The sequence below is a fragment of the Rhizobium sp. YTUHZ044 genome (assembly GCF_051123975.1).
Classification (GTDB): Bacteria; Pseudomonadota; Alphaproteobacteria; order Rhizobiales; family Rhizobiaceae; genus Rhizobium.
Genome location: NZ_CP101426.1, coordinates 4,596,548 through 4,609,562 on the forward strand (window position 1 = coordinate 4,596,548; position 13,015 = coordinate 4,609,562).

The following is a 13,015-nucleotide window of genomic DNA, read 5'->3' on the forward strand; positions in this document are numbered from 1 at the left end:
AAGCGCGCCGCCGCCGATTTGAAACCGGCCGGCGCCATGCCCGATCCGCTTCAGCATCACGCCTCAGGCCGCGACGGGCAGCCTGAGCAGGATCGACTTGTGCTTTTCCAGGAATTCCATCAGCCGCTGCGGATAATCTTCGCCGACGGCGTCTTTCACGCTTCGCCGTTCGCCGAGCGCGCTCCGCCAGCGCGTCACCCGTTCAAGCCCCGCGAAGATGCCGCTATCTCCCAGCCTGTCGAAAACATCGAAATACCGAAAGATCGGCGCGAAAACGGCATCGACGAGGCTGAAGCTGCTGCCGGAAAAATAAGGTCCGTCCGCGAGTGCTCCTTCGAGCGTCGTGAACTTGGCGATCAGCATCTTGCGCTTGGCCTCCAGCTGTTCCGCGTCCGTGGCGGTTTCATAGCCCCAGAGATCGGAAAGCACGGATGAGCCGAATTCCATCCAGCCGCGATGGCGGGCGCGGGCAAGCGGATCGGCAGGATGCAGGGCAGGCCCCGGCTGCGTCTCCTCCAGATATTCGCAGATGACGCTGCTTTCGAAGAGGACGGCCTCGCCGCCTTCTTCGTCCTCGATCCTCAGCAGCGGCACCTTGCCGAGCGGCGAGATCTGCAGGAACCAGTCCGGCTTGTTGGCAAGGTCGATGTTGATGCGCTCGAAGGGAACACCCTTTTCGCGAAGTACGATGGCGGCGCGTTGCACATAGGGGCAGAGATGGTGGCTGATGAGGGTAAGCCTGCTCATGAACGTCTCCTCGTTTTAATAGATGCATTTGCATATAATAGCGCTTGCGGCCTTATGCAAGATAAATGTATTTGCATCTATGATGGAAAAGACAACGAAGCTGAGCGAAGCCGCCACCTCTGCCTGGATCAGCATCATGCGCGCCGGCGAACGGCTGCTCGCCGCGATCGAAGCCGATCTGAAAACGGCCGGCATGCCGCCGCTTGCCTGGTATGACGTGCTGTGGGAATTGGCGCGCTCGAAAGACGGCAAGCTGCGGCCCTACGAGATCGAGGAGCGAACCTTGCTGGCGCAGTATAATCTTTCCCGGCTGATCGACCGGCTGGAAAGAGAGGGCCTGGTCCGGCGCGAGGTCTTCGCCGAGGACGGCCGTGGGCGCTGGGTTGTGATTACCGATGCCGGCCGAACGCTTCGCACACGGATGTGGGCTGTCTATGCGGCAGCGATCGAGGCCCATGTCGGCAGCAAGCTTGCCGAAGACGAGGCGAAGGCGATTTCCGGTCTACTCGCGCGTTTCCTCTAATCAGGCGATCAATGATGCACCGACCGCTTTCAACGCTTTCAGCGCATCTTTCGGATCAAGCCGCACCTGCAGCCCGCGCTGTCCGCCATTGATATAGACCAGCGGTTCGGCGAGAGCGGTTTCCTCGATCGCCGTCGGCACGGCCTTCCTCTGGCCGAAGGGACTGATGCCGCCGACATGGTAGCCGGTCAGCCGCTCGGCATCGGCCGGCTTCATCATATTGGCCGACTTGCCGCGAAAGGCGCTGGCGAGCTTCTTCATGCTGACCTCGCGATCCGAAGGCACCACGACGCAGACCGGCTTGCCGTCCACCTCGGCCATTAGCGTCTTCAGCACCCGCTGCGGCGCCTCAGCAAGGGCTTCCGCCGCCTGCAGCCCGACGCGCTCCGCGCCCGGGTCATAAACATAGATGTGGATGGTGAAGGCGACGCCTGCCTGGGAAAGAACCTGTGTCGCGCGCGTGGTCTTGGACATTGCTCAGCGCCCGAATATATCCGCGTAATTCTCCGGCTTGAAGCCGATCACCAGCTTGCCTTCGGTCTCCAGCACCGGCCGCTTGATCATCGACGGCTGGTCGAGCATCAGCGCGATCGCCTTTTCCCGGCTCAGATTCTCGCGCTCGGCATCGGGCAGTTTGCGAAAGGTGGTGCCGGCGCGGTTGAGCACCGCATCAAGGCCGGCCTGGTCGATCCAGGCTTCGAGATGGGGGCGGTCGATGCTGAACGCCTTGTAATCGTGAAACTCATAGGCGACGCCGTGTTCTTCCAGCCAGCTGCGGGCTTTCTTCATCGTGTCGCAATTCTTGATCCCATAGATGGTGACGGCCATGCCCGATCGTTCTCCCTGTGATGGCAGCGGGATAACATGCGCGAGAGACGGCGCAAATGCCGCCCGGCATTTATCCCGGGCACCGTTTGTTCAACTCTCCAGCGTGCCGGCCTTGCGTGCGGCCTTGCTCGGCCTGGCGCAGACGATCTTCATCAGGTCGCCGCGCCGGCGCACCAGCCGATCCGAGGTTCGGGTCAGGACCAGCCCATCCTGCGGTGCATGCAGATCGATGCTGCCGTCAGGCCGACCGGGCCGGGTGACGATCGTCGCCAGAAGCTCGCCCTCTGCAACCCTGTCGCCGATCGTGCGATGGAAGAGCACGGCGCCGCCTTCGGGAGCGCGAATGATCTCGACATTGTCGAGCGGCACGGCGGGACCGGCAAACATGGCCGGCGCCATTCTGTCGTCGCTCACGATCCCCCGTGCCGCGAGAAAACGCCAGAGCCCGTCCGCATCCCGCTTCGCCAGCAGCGGATCGACGTCGCGCTTGCCGCGCAGCTCGACCGTGACCGAAAGCTTGCCCGGCAGCCGGGATTGTCGTTCACCGGGAACCGCATATTTCCATGCAAAACCGACGGCCTCCTCGAAGGCCGAGCTTTCGCCATCCGAAAGCAGCACCGCCTCCATGTCGAGCGCGGCGGCAAGATCGGCCGCCTCCGGCCAGAAGGCCTCATCGATATAGGCATATTGCAGCGATTCATCGTCGCAGTGCAGATCGAGGACGAGATCGGCGCCGAGCGCCATATCCAGAAGTCGCCGCTTCAGCTGGTCCGTAGCCGGATAATCATTCAGGTCTTCCGTCAGCATCGGCCGATCGGCGACGCTGATCAGCGGAAAATCCCGATTGAAATTGGTACGCGAGCCGAGATCGAAGCGGCCCTGCAAGTCGCCGAAATGCGATTGCGCCGCGCCGATCGGGTTGGCCTGCGGCACGATGGTGATGTCGCCGGCGACCGCGCCTTCGCTTTCCGCCCGCCGCAGGCGCTCGCAAAGGAAATGCAGGAGCGCCGTTCCCGGCAGCTCACCGGCGTGAAGCGCCGCCTGGATATAGGCCTTCGGAGCCTTCGGATTACGGCCCGCAAAACGCAGCACCGGCAGCCGCCACTCCGTTCCCGGCGTATCGCCTGGGATGATGATCTCCGAACCTTCCATGCTGTCCTTGCTCCGCGTTCACCAGCCGACCAGCTTTATGCGCGGAAATCCGGCGAGCGCAAGCCTCACCGGCACCCTTGTCTCAACCGGGGGCAATCCCGAAGAAAAGCAGGTTGCCGCTATGTTGATCTTGCCTTGCCGTCGAGATCACGGACGAACATCAAAAGCGCCTGCTTCATCGGCTTCCAAGCCGATAGGAACAAAAAAAGAACGATTTTCGCAAGAAACGGGTTGAAACCGGGGTCTCGCCATAGGATCCTTGGGGAGATCGTAAATGCGGAGGCTGTGTCATGGCCGAGACGATGCATCACTATCTCATCTTCGAAACCGCTGGCGGCTTCTGCGGCATCGCCTGGAGCGACGCCGGCATCGCCCGTTTCCAATTACCGACGAAAACCGCGGAGGCGACGGAACGGCTGCTGCTGCGCCGCCTGCCGGATGCCCAACCCGGCGCCCCGACGCCTGAGGTGGTGGAGACGGTAGCGGCCGTGAGGCGCTATTTCCAAGGCGAGGAAACCGATTTCTCGGGCGTCGAACTCGATCTTGCCGACCAGAATGACTTCTTCCGGGATATCTATGCGGCGGCAAGGCGTGTTGGCTGGGGCAGCACGACCACTTACGGCGCGCTGGCCAGGGAACTCGGCGCCGGGCCGGAAGCGGCTCGCGACGTCGGCCAGGCGATGGCCAAGAACCCGGTCGCCCTGATTATCCCCTGCCACCGGGTGCTTGCCGCCGGCGGCAAGATCGGCGGCTTCTCGGCGCCCGGCGGCTCGTCATCGAAGGCCCGCATGCTGGAGCTCGAAGGCGTCAGCCTCGGCCCGCCGCCGCCTGCCCAGCAGTCGCTGGGCTTTTGAGCGGCCGGACAATTCCACGGGACGTGGCTGCTCAATGCGGGCTGGCCGTCGGGCGGATGATGATTTCGCTGACATCGACGTCGTCAGGCTGGCTGATGGCATAGAGGATCGCATTGGCGACGGCTTTCGGGCTGATGGTGATCGCCCTGAAAGCCTTCATGGCGTCCCGCGCCGTCGTGTCGGTGATCGTGTCGGCAAGCTCGGATGTCGTCGTGCCGGGCGAGATGACGGTCACGCGGATACGGTCGGTCTCCTGCCGTAGCCCGTCCGAAATCGCCCGCACGGCAAATTTCGTTGCGCAATAGACGGCCGCGGTCGGCGAGACGCTGTGGCCGCCGATCGAAGACAGGTTGATGATCTGCCCCGATCCCTGTGCCTTCATGATCGGAAGCGCTGCCGCTATGCCGTAGAGGACACCCTTGATGTTGACGTCGACCATCCGGTCCCACTCGTCGACCTTGAGCGCGTCGAGCGGCGACAGCGGCATGACGCCGGCATTGTTGATGATGACATCGAGCCGGCCGAATTCGGCCTTGGCGAAGCCTGCAAAGGCTTCCACCTGGACACGGTCGGTGACGTTGAGCTTGCGCAGACGCACCGTTCCACCCCCGGCTTCGATTTCGCCGGCGAGCGCCTCCAGGCGGTCGCTGCGGCGCGCGCCGATCACGACTCGCGCGCCGGCGGCGGCCAGCACTTTTGCCGTGGCCTCTCCAATGCCGCTGCTGGCTCCGGTGATGGCAATGACTTTTCCTTCGATATCAGACATTTCAAACTCCATGAGCAGATTGAGGATTTTCGTGATGGTCAACTCGGAAAATCGGCGCTGAGAGTCGTCTTCGCCCACGCATCGAAATTGGCGCGCAGTGTGTCGAGCCGATCGCGGGCGATCTTTAGGGAGGCTGCCCCGAGCAGCAAACGCAGCGGCGGTTCGCCCGCCTCGAAGGCCGATATGATTGCGGTTGCCGCGCGTGCGGGATCGCCCGGCTGCTTGCCGGACACCGAGCGGGTGGCCTGCCGCCGCTTGCCGGCGGTCTCGGCATAGTCGTCGATGATCGTGCTGGATTCGACCATCGAGCGGCCGGCCCAATCCGTGCGGAAGCCGCCGGGCTCCAGGATCGTCACACGGATGCCGAGCGGCCCGACCTCATGGGCCAGTGATTCCGACAGGGCTTCGACCGCGAATTTGGTGGCGTGGTAGTAGCCGGTTGCGGCAAAGGCGACGAGCCCGCCCAGCGAGGAGACGTTGAAGATATGCCCCTGCCGGCGCGAGCGCATGCCGGGCAGAACCTCTTTAGTAACGGTGATCAACCCGAAGACATTGGTCTCGAACTGGGCGCGTATTTCCGCATCCTCACCCTCTTCAATGGCCGAGAGATAGCCGTAGCCGGCATTATTGACGAGGACATCGATGGCGCCGAAATACGCCTCGGCGTCGCGGACCGCAGCGGCGACGGAGTGGCCATCGGTCACGTCGAGGGTGAGAGCGAGCGCCCGCTCGCCATGCGCTGCCCTGAGGTCGCCGAGTGTATCGGGCCTGCGCGCCGTAATGGCAGCACGCCAGCCTCGCGCCAGCACGGCTTCGGCGAGTGCCCGGCCGAGGCCGGATGATGCGCCGGTGATGAACCAGACGGGAGTGGTGGAAGACATCGTCGTCATCCTTTCCGGCCGTCCTATGCGGCCTTTTCGGTGTGCGGGGGTCATTTGCGGCGAAGCACCATGCCGCCATGATGGAGCGTGTCATCGTCGACGAAATCGCCATCGGCGGTGAAGCCCGTATCGTCCCAATACTCGATATGTGTTCCGGTGACTTCGTAGCGTCCGCGATAGGCGCTCTCCCGGCGTCCGCGGGCCTCGTCGTAACGATTGTCGGGCAGGAGCTCGTGTCGGACGCGGCCGTCGTCGGTGATCCACATTCCGACATAGGGATGCTGCTGCATGGTGTTCTCGCTTGGCTGTTGGAATTTCGGTTTTAGGTCGTTGGGTGCGTCGGCCGGCAACGCCTGCATCGCTGCGCCGGTCAGAATGATGGCGGTGAAAAGATGCAGTACTTGGCTGCTGGAAAAATTTTGCATCGCTCTTCCTGTCGAAGCGGAGCGACAGACCGCTCTCGCTTTGATATCGGCAGCAAGATAGTCTTGCCGAGCGGCGTGTTTAAGTTGCCAATGCCGAATGGCTTGGTTAGCATTGCTAACCAATGGCCGATGATCTCGAAGGCATTTCAGTCTTTCTCGCCGTAGCGGAGGCACGGAATTTTCGGCTCGCCGGAGAGCGCCTCGGCGTGACCCGCTCCGCCGTCAGCCAGGCCTTGCAGCGCCTTGAGGATCGCCTTGGCGCTCCCCTGGTTCAGCGCACGACGCGCAGCGTCAGCCTGACCGAGGCCGGGGAAGTCTTCCTGGAGTCGGTTCGTCCTTCGGTCCGCCAGGTCAGGGATGCGATGCAGACGGTGCGCGACATGCAAGCGCGCCCGAGCGGCCTGCTGCGGATCAGCGTTTCCTCGATCGCGGAGCGCTTCCTGTCCGGGACTTTGCTGACCGAATTCCTGCAGGCCTGCCCCGGCATCAAGCTCGATATCACCATCACCGATGACGAATTCGACATCGTCGAAGCCGGCTTCGATGCTGGTGTGAGACTGGGCGAGGTGATCGAGCAGGACATGATCGCGGTACCGGTCTCGTCTCAACAGAGACAATGCGCCGCCGCATCGCCAAGCTATCTCGAGCGTCACGGTTCGCCTCGCCATCCCCGCGACCTGCAGAACCACGCCTGCGTCGGATGGCGGCCGCGCCCGGACACGGCCCCCTATCGCTGGGAATTCACCGAAAATGACCGCGACTTCGACGTCGCCGTCGATCCCGTGGTCACGACCAATGACATGGGAATGATGATCCGCATGGCCTGCGCCGGGGCCGGCATCACCTTCGGCATGGTGGAAACCTTCGCGCCCTATGTCGATCGCGGCGAGCTCATCCCGCTGCTGGAGGATTTCTGCCCGCCCTTTCCGGGTTTCTATCTTTACTACCCCAGGCGCCAGAGGCAGCCATTGAAACTGCGCGCGCTGGTCGACTATGTGCGCCGGTCGGCCGGTCGTTAGACCTACTCAGGTGCCGTGCCGCCGGCATGGTTGCTGCGAGCATGTGGTTTTGGTATTTCGAGCCTTCAGTTGGATGGCGAAGCGGGCGGCGTCATGCTGGCTGCTCCGGTCGCCGTTCTGACCATCCCGCTGGCGGAGAACATATGCTCGACGACGTCTTTCCCATTCCGACCAGGGCAGTAATCCGACAGGGTGGTCGAGCCTGTTTCCATCGCCTCGTCACCACCAGCCCGCTGCTGATCCAGGTCCAGTCTGGAACGAAGATCGTCATGTCGGATGACAAGCCTTTGCGCCTCGAGGCGGGCGATTACGGTCTGTTGCCCGACTACCGGCCGTTGACGATGGAGAACATTCCCAAGGCGCCGCAGAAATATCAGACCCTGACGCTTCCAATTCCGCGACAGCTTTTCGAGGACGCTTATGATAGGATGGGATCGGTCGCCGTGCCATCACGGCCTCTTCCGGCCAGCACCTCGAGGCTGCCGGAGGAAGCTGCTGCATTGTTCGAATACTGCAGTCAGCCGGGCAATCTGGCGCGGCTTCCGGGCGCCATAGCCAAGGCCCGTCTGATGGAACTCGTCACCTGGTTCGCGCTCTGCGGGGCGGTGCTCGGCCGATGCGAAAGCCCTCGGCTTGAGAACCGGCTGAGGCAGATGATTGAAGCTGATCCGGCCTTCGACTGGACGCTGGCGCATGCTGCGGGCTTGTTCAACATGAGTGAGGCGACGCTGCGGCGCAGGCTCTCCGCCGAGAATACCGGCTTCAGTGAAATCTTGAGCGATACCCGGATGAACCGTGCTCTGGCGCTCATTCAGACCACGACATTGCCGATGGCGCAGGTTGCGCTGGAGGTCGGTTACGATTCGCCTTCGCAATTTTCCGCGCGCTTCAAGGAGCGGTTTGGCGTCAGCCCACGCCATGTACGCGGCGGCCCCGGACACTTTGAGCGGATCGGGGCAGAAATTGAGCAGAGCGGGGCAGATGCGCTGGCGCGGTGACGATAGTTTCCCGGCATCGTCAACCACAGGAGAATAGCAATGCGATTGATCACAGCAGCACTTTTGGCCGCCTGCGTCTTCGGCGCCACTGCCGCCCATGCCGAAATGAAGCTCACCTCGAAGGATCTGACCGCCGGCAAGGCCATGGCCGATGCGCAGGTCTTCAACGGCTTCGGCTGCTCGGGCAAGAACATCTCGCCGGAACTGGCCTGGTCAGGCGCGCCCGAGGGTACCAAGAGCTTCGCCGTCATGGCATACGATCCGGATGCGCCCACAGGCTCCGGCTGGTGGCATTGGTCGGTGTTCAATATCCCCGCAGATATTTCGAAGATTGCCACCGGCGCAAGTGGTGGCAAGAAGCTTCCCGCAGGCGCCGTGGAAGGTCACACCGATTTTGGCACTTCCGGATATGGCGGCGCATGCCCGCCGACCGGCGATAAGCCGCACCGCTACCAGTTCACCGTCTACGCGCTCAAGGTGGACAAGCTTCCGCTTCCGGAGACGGCGCCGGGCGCCATGGTCGGCTTCTATGTCAGGGCCAACACGCTCGACAAGGCCTCGATCGAGGTGACTTACGGCCGCTGAAGCTGGCTCTGGATCCGCAACGTCCTTACACAATCAAGGCCGGCCGTGGTGACTGAACCTCGGCCGGCCTATGCGTGCCTTCCGTCTTCGCCGGCAACGTCACTTGCGGCTCCTCATTAGGCAGGAACATAGGTGAGCTTGATCACATTCTCGTCGATCAGATTATGGCTCACAAGACGAAGCGGCGGTCGGGGCCCGGCGAAATATGGTTTGCCGTGGCCAAGCACGACGGGATGCAGGTAGATGTGATACTCATCAATCAGGCCGAGTCCGGTAAGGCTTTGCGCCAGGTCCGGCCCGGCAACTTCGATCTCTCCGTCACGCTCGGCCTTTAGAGCGCGCATCGCGCCCTCGAGATCATCCCCGACAAGGCTGGCGTTGGGGCCGACCGACGTCAATGACCGCGAGACCACCCATTTCGGCTGCTTCCGCCACGCCGCTGCAAAGGCCTGTTCCTCTGCATTCCACTCGGGATGATCCTCATCCCAATAACGCATGACCTCATACATCCGGCGGCCGTAGACGCTGCCCGCCTGCCTCCGAGCCTGCTCGACGAAGTGGCGGAAGAGGATGGGGCTTGGCCCGAAGGCCGTGTGGTCGACGTAGCCGTCCAGCGACTGGTTCATCCCGAATACGAGCTTGGCCATGCCAACTTCCCTTTTTGAACGGAGCATCCACGTGCGTTCGGCTGCGCACCGATAGGAAACAGGCTAGATCAACTGATTTTAATTTGCAATTGGTTTTTGGCTATACGATGAAGGCCGGCTACACCGCACCGGATGCTTTCGCCCGCGCCTTTCGGCAAAGGTTCGGTCAATCGCCTTCGTCGTTCCGGAAGTCTCCCGACTGGGAGCCGTGGCTTGCGGCCTTCGGACCTCTCGACAACGCCAGGAGCAAGCTGATGCAGAAGACTTTTACCCCCAACGACATGACGATCCGCAATGTGCCGCCCACGCCGGTGGCGATCATGCAGCATCGGGGTGACCCGGCGATGCTCGCCGCCACCATCCAGCGGTTCATCGCCTGGCGCAAGGCCGCCGGTCTGCACCCCAGGACAAGTCCGACCTTCAACGTCTGGCGTTCAGAACGGCGCCCTGCTGAGCCTGCCGATTATAGCGTCGACCTCTGCGTGGGGACCAGCCGGCCGATCGAGGCGGGCGAAGGGATCAAAGCCGGCGAGATCCCCGGCGGGCGCTGCGCGGTGCTGCGCGTCCTCGGCAATACCGATAATCTGGAGGCCGGCACTCTACCTTTATCGCGACTGGCTTCCGGCGAGCGGCGAGCAAGCACGCGATTTCCCGATCTATTGCCAGCGGCTAAGCTTCTTCCCGGAGGTGCCGGAGCATGAGGCGGTGGCGGAGCTGTTTCTGCCGCTGAAATAGCGGTCTCGGACGGCGGCTTCTGCCCTCATTCCCATTCGATCGTGCCGGGCGGCTTCGATGTGACGTCGTAGACCACCCGGTTGATGCCGCGCACCTCGTTGATGATGCGAGTGGCGGCGCGGCCGAGGAATTCCATGTCGTAGTGGTAGAAATCCGCCGTCATGCCGTCGACTGACGTGACGGCGCGCAATGCGCAGACGAATTCGTAGGTGCGTCCGTCGCCCATGACGCCGACGGTCTGGACGGGCAGCAGCACGGCGAAGGCCTGCCAGATCGCGTCGTAGAGGCCGGCCTTGCGGATTTCGTCGAGATAGATCGCATCGGCTTCGCGCAGGATCTCGAGCTTCTCGCGTGTGATGCCGCCGGGGCAGCGGATGGCGAGGCCAGGGCCGGGGAAGGGGTGGCGGCCGATGAAGCTGTCGGGCAGGCCGAGCTCGCGGCCGAGCGCGCGCACCTCATCCTTGAAGAGTTCGCGCAGCGGCTCGACGAGCTGCATGTTCATCCGCTCCGGCAGGCCGCCGACATTGTGGTGCGACTTGATCGTCACCGACGGGCCGCCGGTGAAGGAAACGCTCTCGATAACGTCGGGATAGAGCGTGCCCTGGCCGAGGAAATCGGCGCCGCCGAGTTTCTTCGCCTCTTCCTCGAAGGTTTCGATGAAGAGCCGGCCAATGATCTTGCGCTTGGTCTCCGGGTCGCTGACGCCTTCGAGTTCGCCGATGAAACGGTCGGAGGCATCGACGTGCAGCAGATGCAGATTGTAGTGCTCGCGGAACATGGCGACGACATTGGCCGCCTCGTCCTTGCGCATCAGCCCGTGGTCGACGAGGATGCAGGTCAGCTGGTCGCCGACCGCCTCGTGGATCAGGAGTGCCGCGACAGAGCTGTCGACGCCACCTGAAAGCGCGCAGATGACGCGCTTGTCACCGACCTGCTTGCGGATCTCGTCGACCGCTTTTTGGCGATAGGCCGACATCGACCAGTCGCCCTTGATGCCGGCGACATTGTGAATGAAGTTGCCGATCAGCTTGGCGCCGTCGGGCGTATGCACGACCTCGGGGTGGAACTGTACGCCGTAATATTTGCGTTTCTCGTCGGCTATGAAGGCGAAGGGCGCGTTGGAAGAGGTGGCGACCACCTCGAAACCATCCGGCAGCGCCGTGACGCGGTCGCCATGGCTCATCCAGACCTGATGGCGCGAGCCGGAGGACCAGAGGCCTTCGAACAGCTGGCAATCCTTGTCGACATCCAGAAAGGCGCGGCCGAATTCACGGTGATGGCCGCTTTCGACCTTGCCGCCGAGCTGCATGCACATCGTCTGCTGACCGTAGCAGATGCCGAACACCGGCAGGCCGCTATCGAAGATGATCTGGGGCGCTCGCGGCGATCCCTCGTCCACGGTGGAAGCCGGGCTGCCGGAGAGGATCACCGCCTTCGGCTGCAGGCGCTTGAAGCCTTCTTCGGCGGACTGAAAGGGGACGATCTCGCAATAGACGCCGGCCTCGCGCACGCGCCGTGCGATGAGCTGGGTCACCTGGCTGCCGAAATCGACGATGAGAACGGAGTCGGGATGTGCTGTCTGGGTCATGGCGAGGCTTTAAAGAAAAGCGCTTCGCCTGGCAATCCGGGAAATCGACGGTGTCGGGTTTTTATTGTTCCGATTGTCCCCGCGCCGGAGAAGACGCGCGGCGCTAAACTCTAAAACCAGAAAACCCCGTCCTCCAGCGCCGTGAACAGACTGTCGACGCCGTAGGAAAGCTTGCGATCGACGATGTGCAGATATTCCGTCCAGCCGGAGATATGCTGCAGTTCGACCGCACCGTCGGAAATGCCGCGCAGGCCGATGAGCGGCAGCTTGTAGCCCTGGCAGGCGCGCAGCACCGCATAGGTTTCCATGTCGACCATGTCGGCGTCGATGTCGCTATAGGCGGTACCCGAGATGACGTTGCCGCCGGTGGAAAGGCTTGCCTCGGGAATGCCGGGGATGCGCAGCGGCAACTCGAGCGCAGCGGGCAGGTCGAGAAACGGCGTCCTACCCTTTTCGAAACCGAGCGGCGAAGCGTCCATATCGCGATAGGAGACCGAGCTCACCTGATAGACTTCGGTCTGCTCCAGTTTCGCCGAACCGGCCGACCCGAGCGATACCACGAGATCCGGCAGGTCGTCGGCCGCATCCAGCCGTGCCAGGGTTTTGGTCAGCGCGACTGCCGCCTCGACCGGGCCGACGCCTGTCATCAAGGGTTCGATGCGCGAACGCAGGAAGGAGCCGTATTCGGCCTCCGCCGCCATGACGAAAAGCATGGATTTGCCTGCGACCGACTTCAGCTCGAACTTCATCCTGTAATTCCTTCTCTCCCGCGGATGACCATCATCGTTCCGGTCATGGAGGCGATGAGTTTCGCCGGCCCGTCGCTGATCGCGTAGCCTCGCCCGTCGGCGACGATAATGGTGGAGCCGGGTTTGGTGATTTCCCCGCGAAACAGGAAGCGCTCGCCACGCCCCGGCGACATGAGATTGACCTTGAACTCGATTGTCAGGATCGAGGCTTCAGGGTCGATGACGCTGTAGGCGGCAAAGCCGCAGGCCGAATCCAGCGCCGCCGAAATGATGCCCGCATGCAGGATGCCGTGCTGCTGTGTCAGTTTGACGTCGAAGGGAAGCTCGATCTCGACGACGCCGTGCTCGACGCGCGTCAGCTCCGCGCCGATCGTCTGCATCGCCGCCTGGCGCGCAAAATTGCGGCGGATTCGCGCGCGGAAATCGCCCCTGTCAGTCTCGCTCATGGCTACCCCTCTCGAAGCCGGGAAAGTGGCATGGCGGGCCGGATTCGACAAGCTGGACCTTGCCGAAATCCG

At 62.8% G+C, this 13,015-nt stretch carries 16 protein-coding genes and 1 pseudogene; 6 read left to right on the forward strand and 11 right to left on the reverse strand.

Annotated features, from left to right (window positions below):
* Window positions 1-63 precede the first annotated feature (63 nt).
* Window positions 64-747, reverse strand: coding sequence for a glutathione S-transferase family protein (locus NL154_RS22445; protein WP_434733368.1), 684 nt, complete (start codon window positions 745-747; stop codon window positions 64-66).
* Between the two features lie 79 nt (window positions 748-826).
* Between NL154_RS22445 and NL154_RS22450 the strand changes: the two genes are divergently transcribed.
* Entirely contained in the window at window positions 827-1,270 is a 444-nt protein-coding gene (locus NL154_RS22450) for a MarR family winged helix-turn-helix transcriptional regulator (protein WP_210629521.1), read from the forward strand.
* On the opposite strand, the gene ybaK is transcribed toward NL154_RS22450, so the two are convergent.
* The 3 genes from ybaK to NL154_RS22465 form a co-directional block, all read right to left on the reverse strand.
* Window positions 1,271-1,744 (reverse strand): Cys-tRNA(Pro) deacylase, encoded by a 474-nt coding sequence (gene ybaK, locus NL154_RS22455; protein WP_210629520.1) that lies wholly within the window; start codon window positions 1,742-1,744, stop codon window positions 1,271-1,273. It abuts the gene before it with no gap.
* 3 nt (window positions 1,745-1,747) lie between these two features.
* A complete protein-coding gene (locus NL154_RS22460; RefSeq protein ID WP_210629519.1) occupies window positions 1,748-2,098 on the reverse strand; it encodes an ArsC family reductase in 351 nt (116 codons plus the stop codon).
* Between the two features lie 90 nt (window positions 2,099-2,188).
* Entirely contained in the window at window positions 2,189-3,250 is a 1,062-nt protein-coding gene (locus tag NL154_RS22465) for a succinylglutamate desuccinylase/aspartoacylase domain-containing protein (protein WP_210629518.1), read from the reverse strand.
* A 290-nt stretch (window positions 3,251-3,540) separates the two neighbouring features.
* Between NL154_RS22465 and NL154_RS22470 the strand changes: the two genes are divergently transcribed.
* Entirely contained in the window at window positions 3,541-4,104 is a 564-nt protein-coding gene (locus tag NL154_RS22470; protein ID WP_210629517.1) for a methylated-DNA--[protein]-cysteine S-methyltransferase, read from the forward strand.
* A gap of 31 nt (window positions 4,105-4,135) precedes the next feature.
* Here the strand turns inward: NL154_RS22470 and NL154_RS22475 are convergent, their stop codons facing one another.
* From NL154_RS22475 to NL154_RS22485, 3 genes are read right to left on the reverse strand one after another with little or no spacing between them, the layout of a single operon-like run.
* Window positions 4,136-4,870 carry an SDR family oxidoreductase gene (locus NL154_RS22475; RefSeq protein ID WP_434733369.1) on the reverse strand — a complete coding sequence of 245 codons (735 nt, stop codon included), beginning with the start codon at window positions 4,868-4,870 and terminating at the stop codon, window positions 4,136-4,138.
* A gap of 38 nt (window positions 4,871-4,908) precedes the next feature.
* Window positions 4,909-5,760 carry an oxidoreductase gene (locus NL154_RS22480; protein ID WP_434733370.1) on the reverse strand — a complete coding sequence of 284 codons (852 nt, stop codon included), beginning with the start codon at window positions 5,758-5,760 and terminating at the stop codon, window positions 4,909-4,911.
* A 41-nt stretch (window positions 5,761-5,801) separates the two neighbouring features.
* Window positions 5,802-6,176, reverse strand: coding sequence for an Atu4866 domain-containing protein (locus NL154_RS22485; protein ID WP_434733371.1), 375 nt, complete (start codon window positions 6,174-6,176; stop codon window positions 5,802-5,804).
* A gap of 122 nt (window positions 6,177-6,298) precedes the next feature.
* Here NL154_RS22485 and NL154_RS22490 point away from each other — a divergent pair, with 122 nt between their 5' ends.
* The 3 genes from NL154_RS22490 to NL154_RS22500 all read left to right on the forward strand — a co-directional run bounded on the left by NL154_RS22490 (window position 6,299) and on the right by NL154_RS22500 (window position 8,778).
* Window positions 6,299-7,195, forward strand: a complete 897-nt coding sequence (locus NL154_RS22490; protein WP_434733372.1) for a LysR substrate-binding domain-containing protein — start codon at window positions 6,299-6,301, stop codon at window positions 7,193-7,195.
* Window positions 7,196-7,338: 143 nt separating this feature from the next.
* The gene (locus NL154_RS22495) at window positions 7,339-8,193 is read left to right on the forward strand and encodes a helix-turn-helix transcriptional regulator (protein WP_434733373.1); all 855 of its coding nucleotides are present in this window, start codon (window positions 7,339-7,341) and stop codon (window positions 8,191-8,193) included.
* Window positions 8,194-8,232: 39 nt separating this feature from the next.
* Window positions 8,233-8,778: a YbhB/YbcL family Raf kinase inhibitor-like protein gene (locus NL154_RS22500; RefSeq protein ID WP_434733374.1), complete on the forward strand. Its 546-nt coding sequence runs from the start codon at window positions 8,233-8,235 to the stop codon at window positions 8,776-8,778.
* Window positions 8,779-8,894: 116 nt separating this feature from the next.
* Here the strand turns inward: NL154_RS22500 and NL154_RS22505 are convergent, their stop codons facing one another.
* Window positions 8,895-9,425 carry a dihydrofolate reductase family protein gene (locus NL154_RS22505; protein ID WP_221165254.1) on the reverse strand — a complete coding sequence of 177 codons (531 nt, stop codon included), beginning with the start codon at window positions 9,423-9,425 and terminating at the stop codon, window positions 8,895-8,897.
* Between the two features lie 107 nt (window positions 9,426-9,532).
* On the opposite strand from NL154_RS22505, the pseudogene NL154_RS22510 reads away from it, so the two are divergent.
* Window positions 9,533-10,160 (forward strand): annotated as a pseudogene (locus tag NL154_RS22510) (AraC family transcriptional regulator); the annotation flags it as partial.
* 25 nt (window positions 10,161-10,185) lie between these two features.
* On the opposite strand, the gene guaA reads toward NL154_RS22510, so the two are convergent.
* The 3 genes from guaA to NL154_RS22525 all read right to left on the reverse strand — a co-directional run bounded on the left by guaA (window position 10,186) and on the right by NL154_RS22525 (window position 12,943).
* Window positions 10,186-11,748, reverse strand: a complete 1,563-nt coding sequence (gene guaA / locus NL154_RS22515) for a glutamine-hydrolyzing GMP synthase (RefSeq protein ID WP_085776651.1) — start codon at window positions 11,746-11,748, stop codon at window positions 10,186-10,188.
* Window positions 11,749-11,858: 110 nt separating this feature from the next.
* A complete protein-coding gene (locus NL154_RS22520) occupies window positions 11,859-12,497 on the reverse strand; it encodes a 5'-methylthioadenosine/S-adenosylhomocysteine nucleosidase (protein ID WP_285191959.1) in 639 nt (212 codons plus the stop codon).
* Entirely contained in the window at window positions 12,494-12,943 is a 450-nt protein-coding gene (locus NL154_RS22525) for a PaaI family thioesterase (RefSeq protein ID WP_085776653.1), read from the reverse strand. Before NL154_RS22525 ends, NL154_RS22520 begins: the two co-directional genes overlap by 4 nt.
* Window positions 12,944-13,015 lie beyond the last annotated feature (72 nt).

What these genes read in the sequence shown, in the direction of transcription:
- NL154_RS22480 (WP_434733370.1), bottom strand. Translation starts at nt 5,760, where the DNA reads ATGACGACGATGTCTTCCACCACTCCCGTCTGGTTCATCACCGGCGCA.
- NL154_RS22465 (WP_210629518.1), bottom strand. Translation starts at nt 3,250, where the DNA reads ATGGAAGGTTCGGAGATCATCATCCCAGGCGATACGCCGGGAACGGAG.
- NL154_RS22495 (WP_434733373.1), top strand. Translation starts at nt 7,339, where the DNA reads ATGCTCGACGACGTCTTTCCCATTCCGACCAGGGCAGTAATCCGACAG.
- NL154_RS22485 (WP_434733371.1), bottom strand. Translation starts at nt 6,176, where the DNA reads ATGCAAAATTTTTCCAGCAGCCAAGTACTGCATCTTTTCACCGCCATC.
- NL154_RS22500 (WP_434733374.1), top strand. Translation starts at nt 8,233, where the DNA reads ATGCGATTGATCACAGCAGCACTTTTGGCCGCCTGCGTCTTCGGCGCC.
- NL154_RS22470 (WP_210629517.1), top strand. Translation starts at nt 3,541, where the DNA reads ATGGCCGAGACGATGCATCACTATCTCATCTTCGAAACCGCTGGCGGC.
- NL154_RS22450 (WP_210629521.1), top strand. Translation starts at nt 827, where the DNA reads ATGATGGAAAAGACAACGAAGCTGAGCGAAGCCGCCACCTCTGCCTGG.
- NL154_RS22460 (WP_210629519.1), bottom strand. Translation starts at nt 2,098, where the DNA reads ATGGCCGTCACCATCTATGGGATCAAGAATTGCGACACGATGAAGAAA.
- guaA (WP_085776651.1), bottom strand. Translation starts at nt 11,748, where the DNA reads ATGACCCAGACAGCACATCCCGACTCCGTTCTCATCGTCGATTTCGGC.
- NL154_RS22520 (WP_285191959.1), bottom strand. Translation starts at nt 12,497, where the DNA reads ATGAAGTTCGAGCTGAAGTCGGTCGCAGGCAAATCCATGCTTTTCGTC.
- NL154_RS22525 (WP_085776653.1), bottom strand. Translation starts at nt 12,943, where the DNA reads ATGAGCGAGACTGACAGGGGCGATTTCCGCGCGCGAATCCGCCGCAAT.
- NL154_RS22490 (WP_434733372.1), top strand. Translation starts at nt 6,299, where the DNA reads ATGGCCGATGATCTCGAAGGCATTTCAGTCTTTCTCGCCGTAGCGGAG.
- NL154_RS22445 (WP_434733368.1), bottom strand. Translation starts at nt 747, where the DNA reads ATGAGCAGGCTTACCCTCATCAGCCACCATCTCTGCCCCTATGTGCAA.
- ybaK (WP_210629520.1), bottom strand. Translation starts at nt 1,744, where the DNA reads ATGTCCAAGACCACGCGCGCGACACAGGTTCTTTCCCAGGCAGGCGTC.
- NL154_RS22475 (WP_434733369.1), bottom strand. Translation starts at nt 4,870, where the DNA reads ATGTCTGATATCGAAGGAAAAGTCATTGCCATCACCGGAGCCAGCAGC.
- NL154_RS22505 (WP_221165254.1), bottom strand. Translation starts at nt 9,425, where the DNA reads ATGGCCAAGCTCGTATTCGGGATGAACCAGTCGCTGGACGGCTACGTC.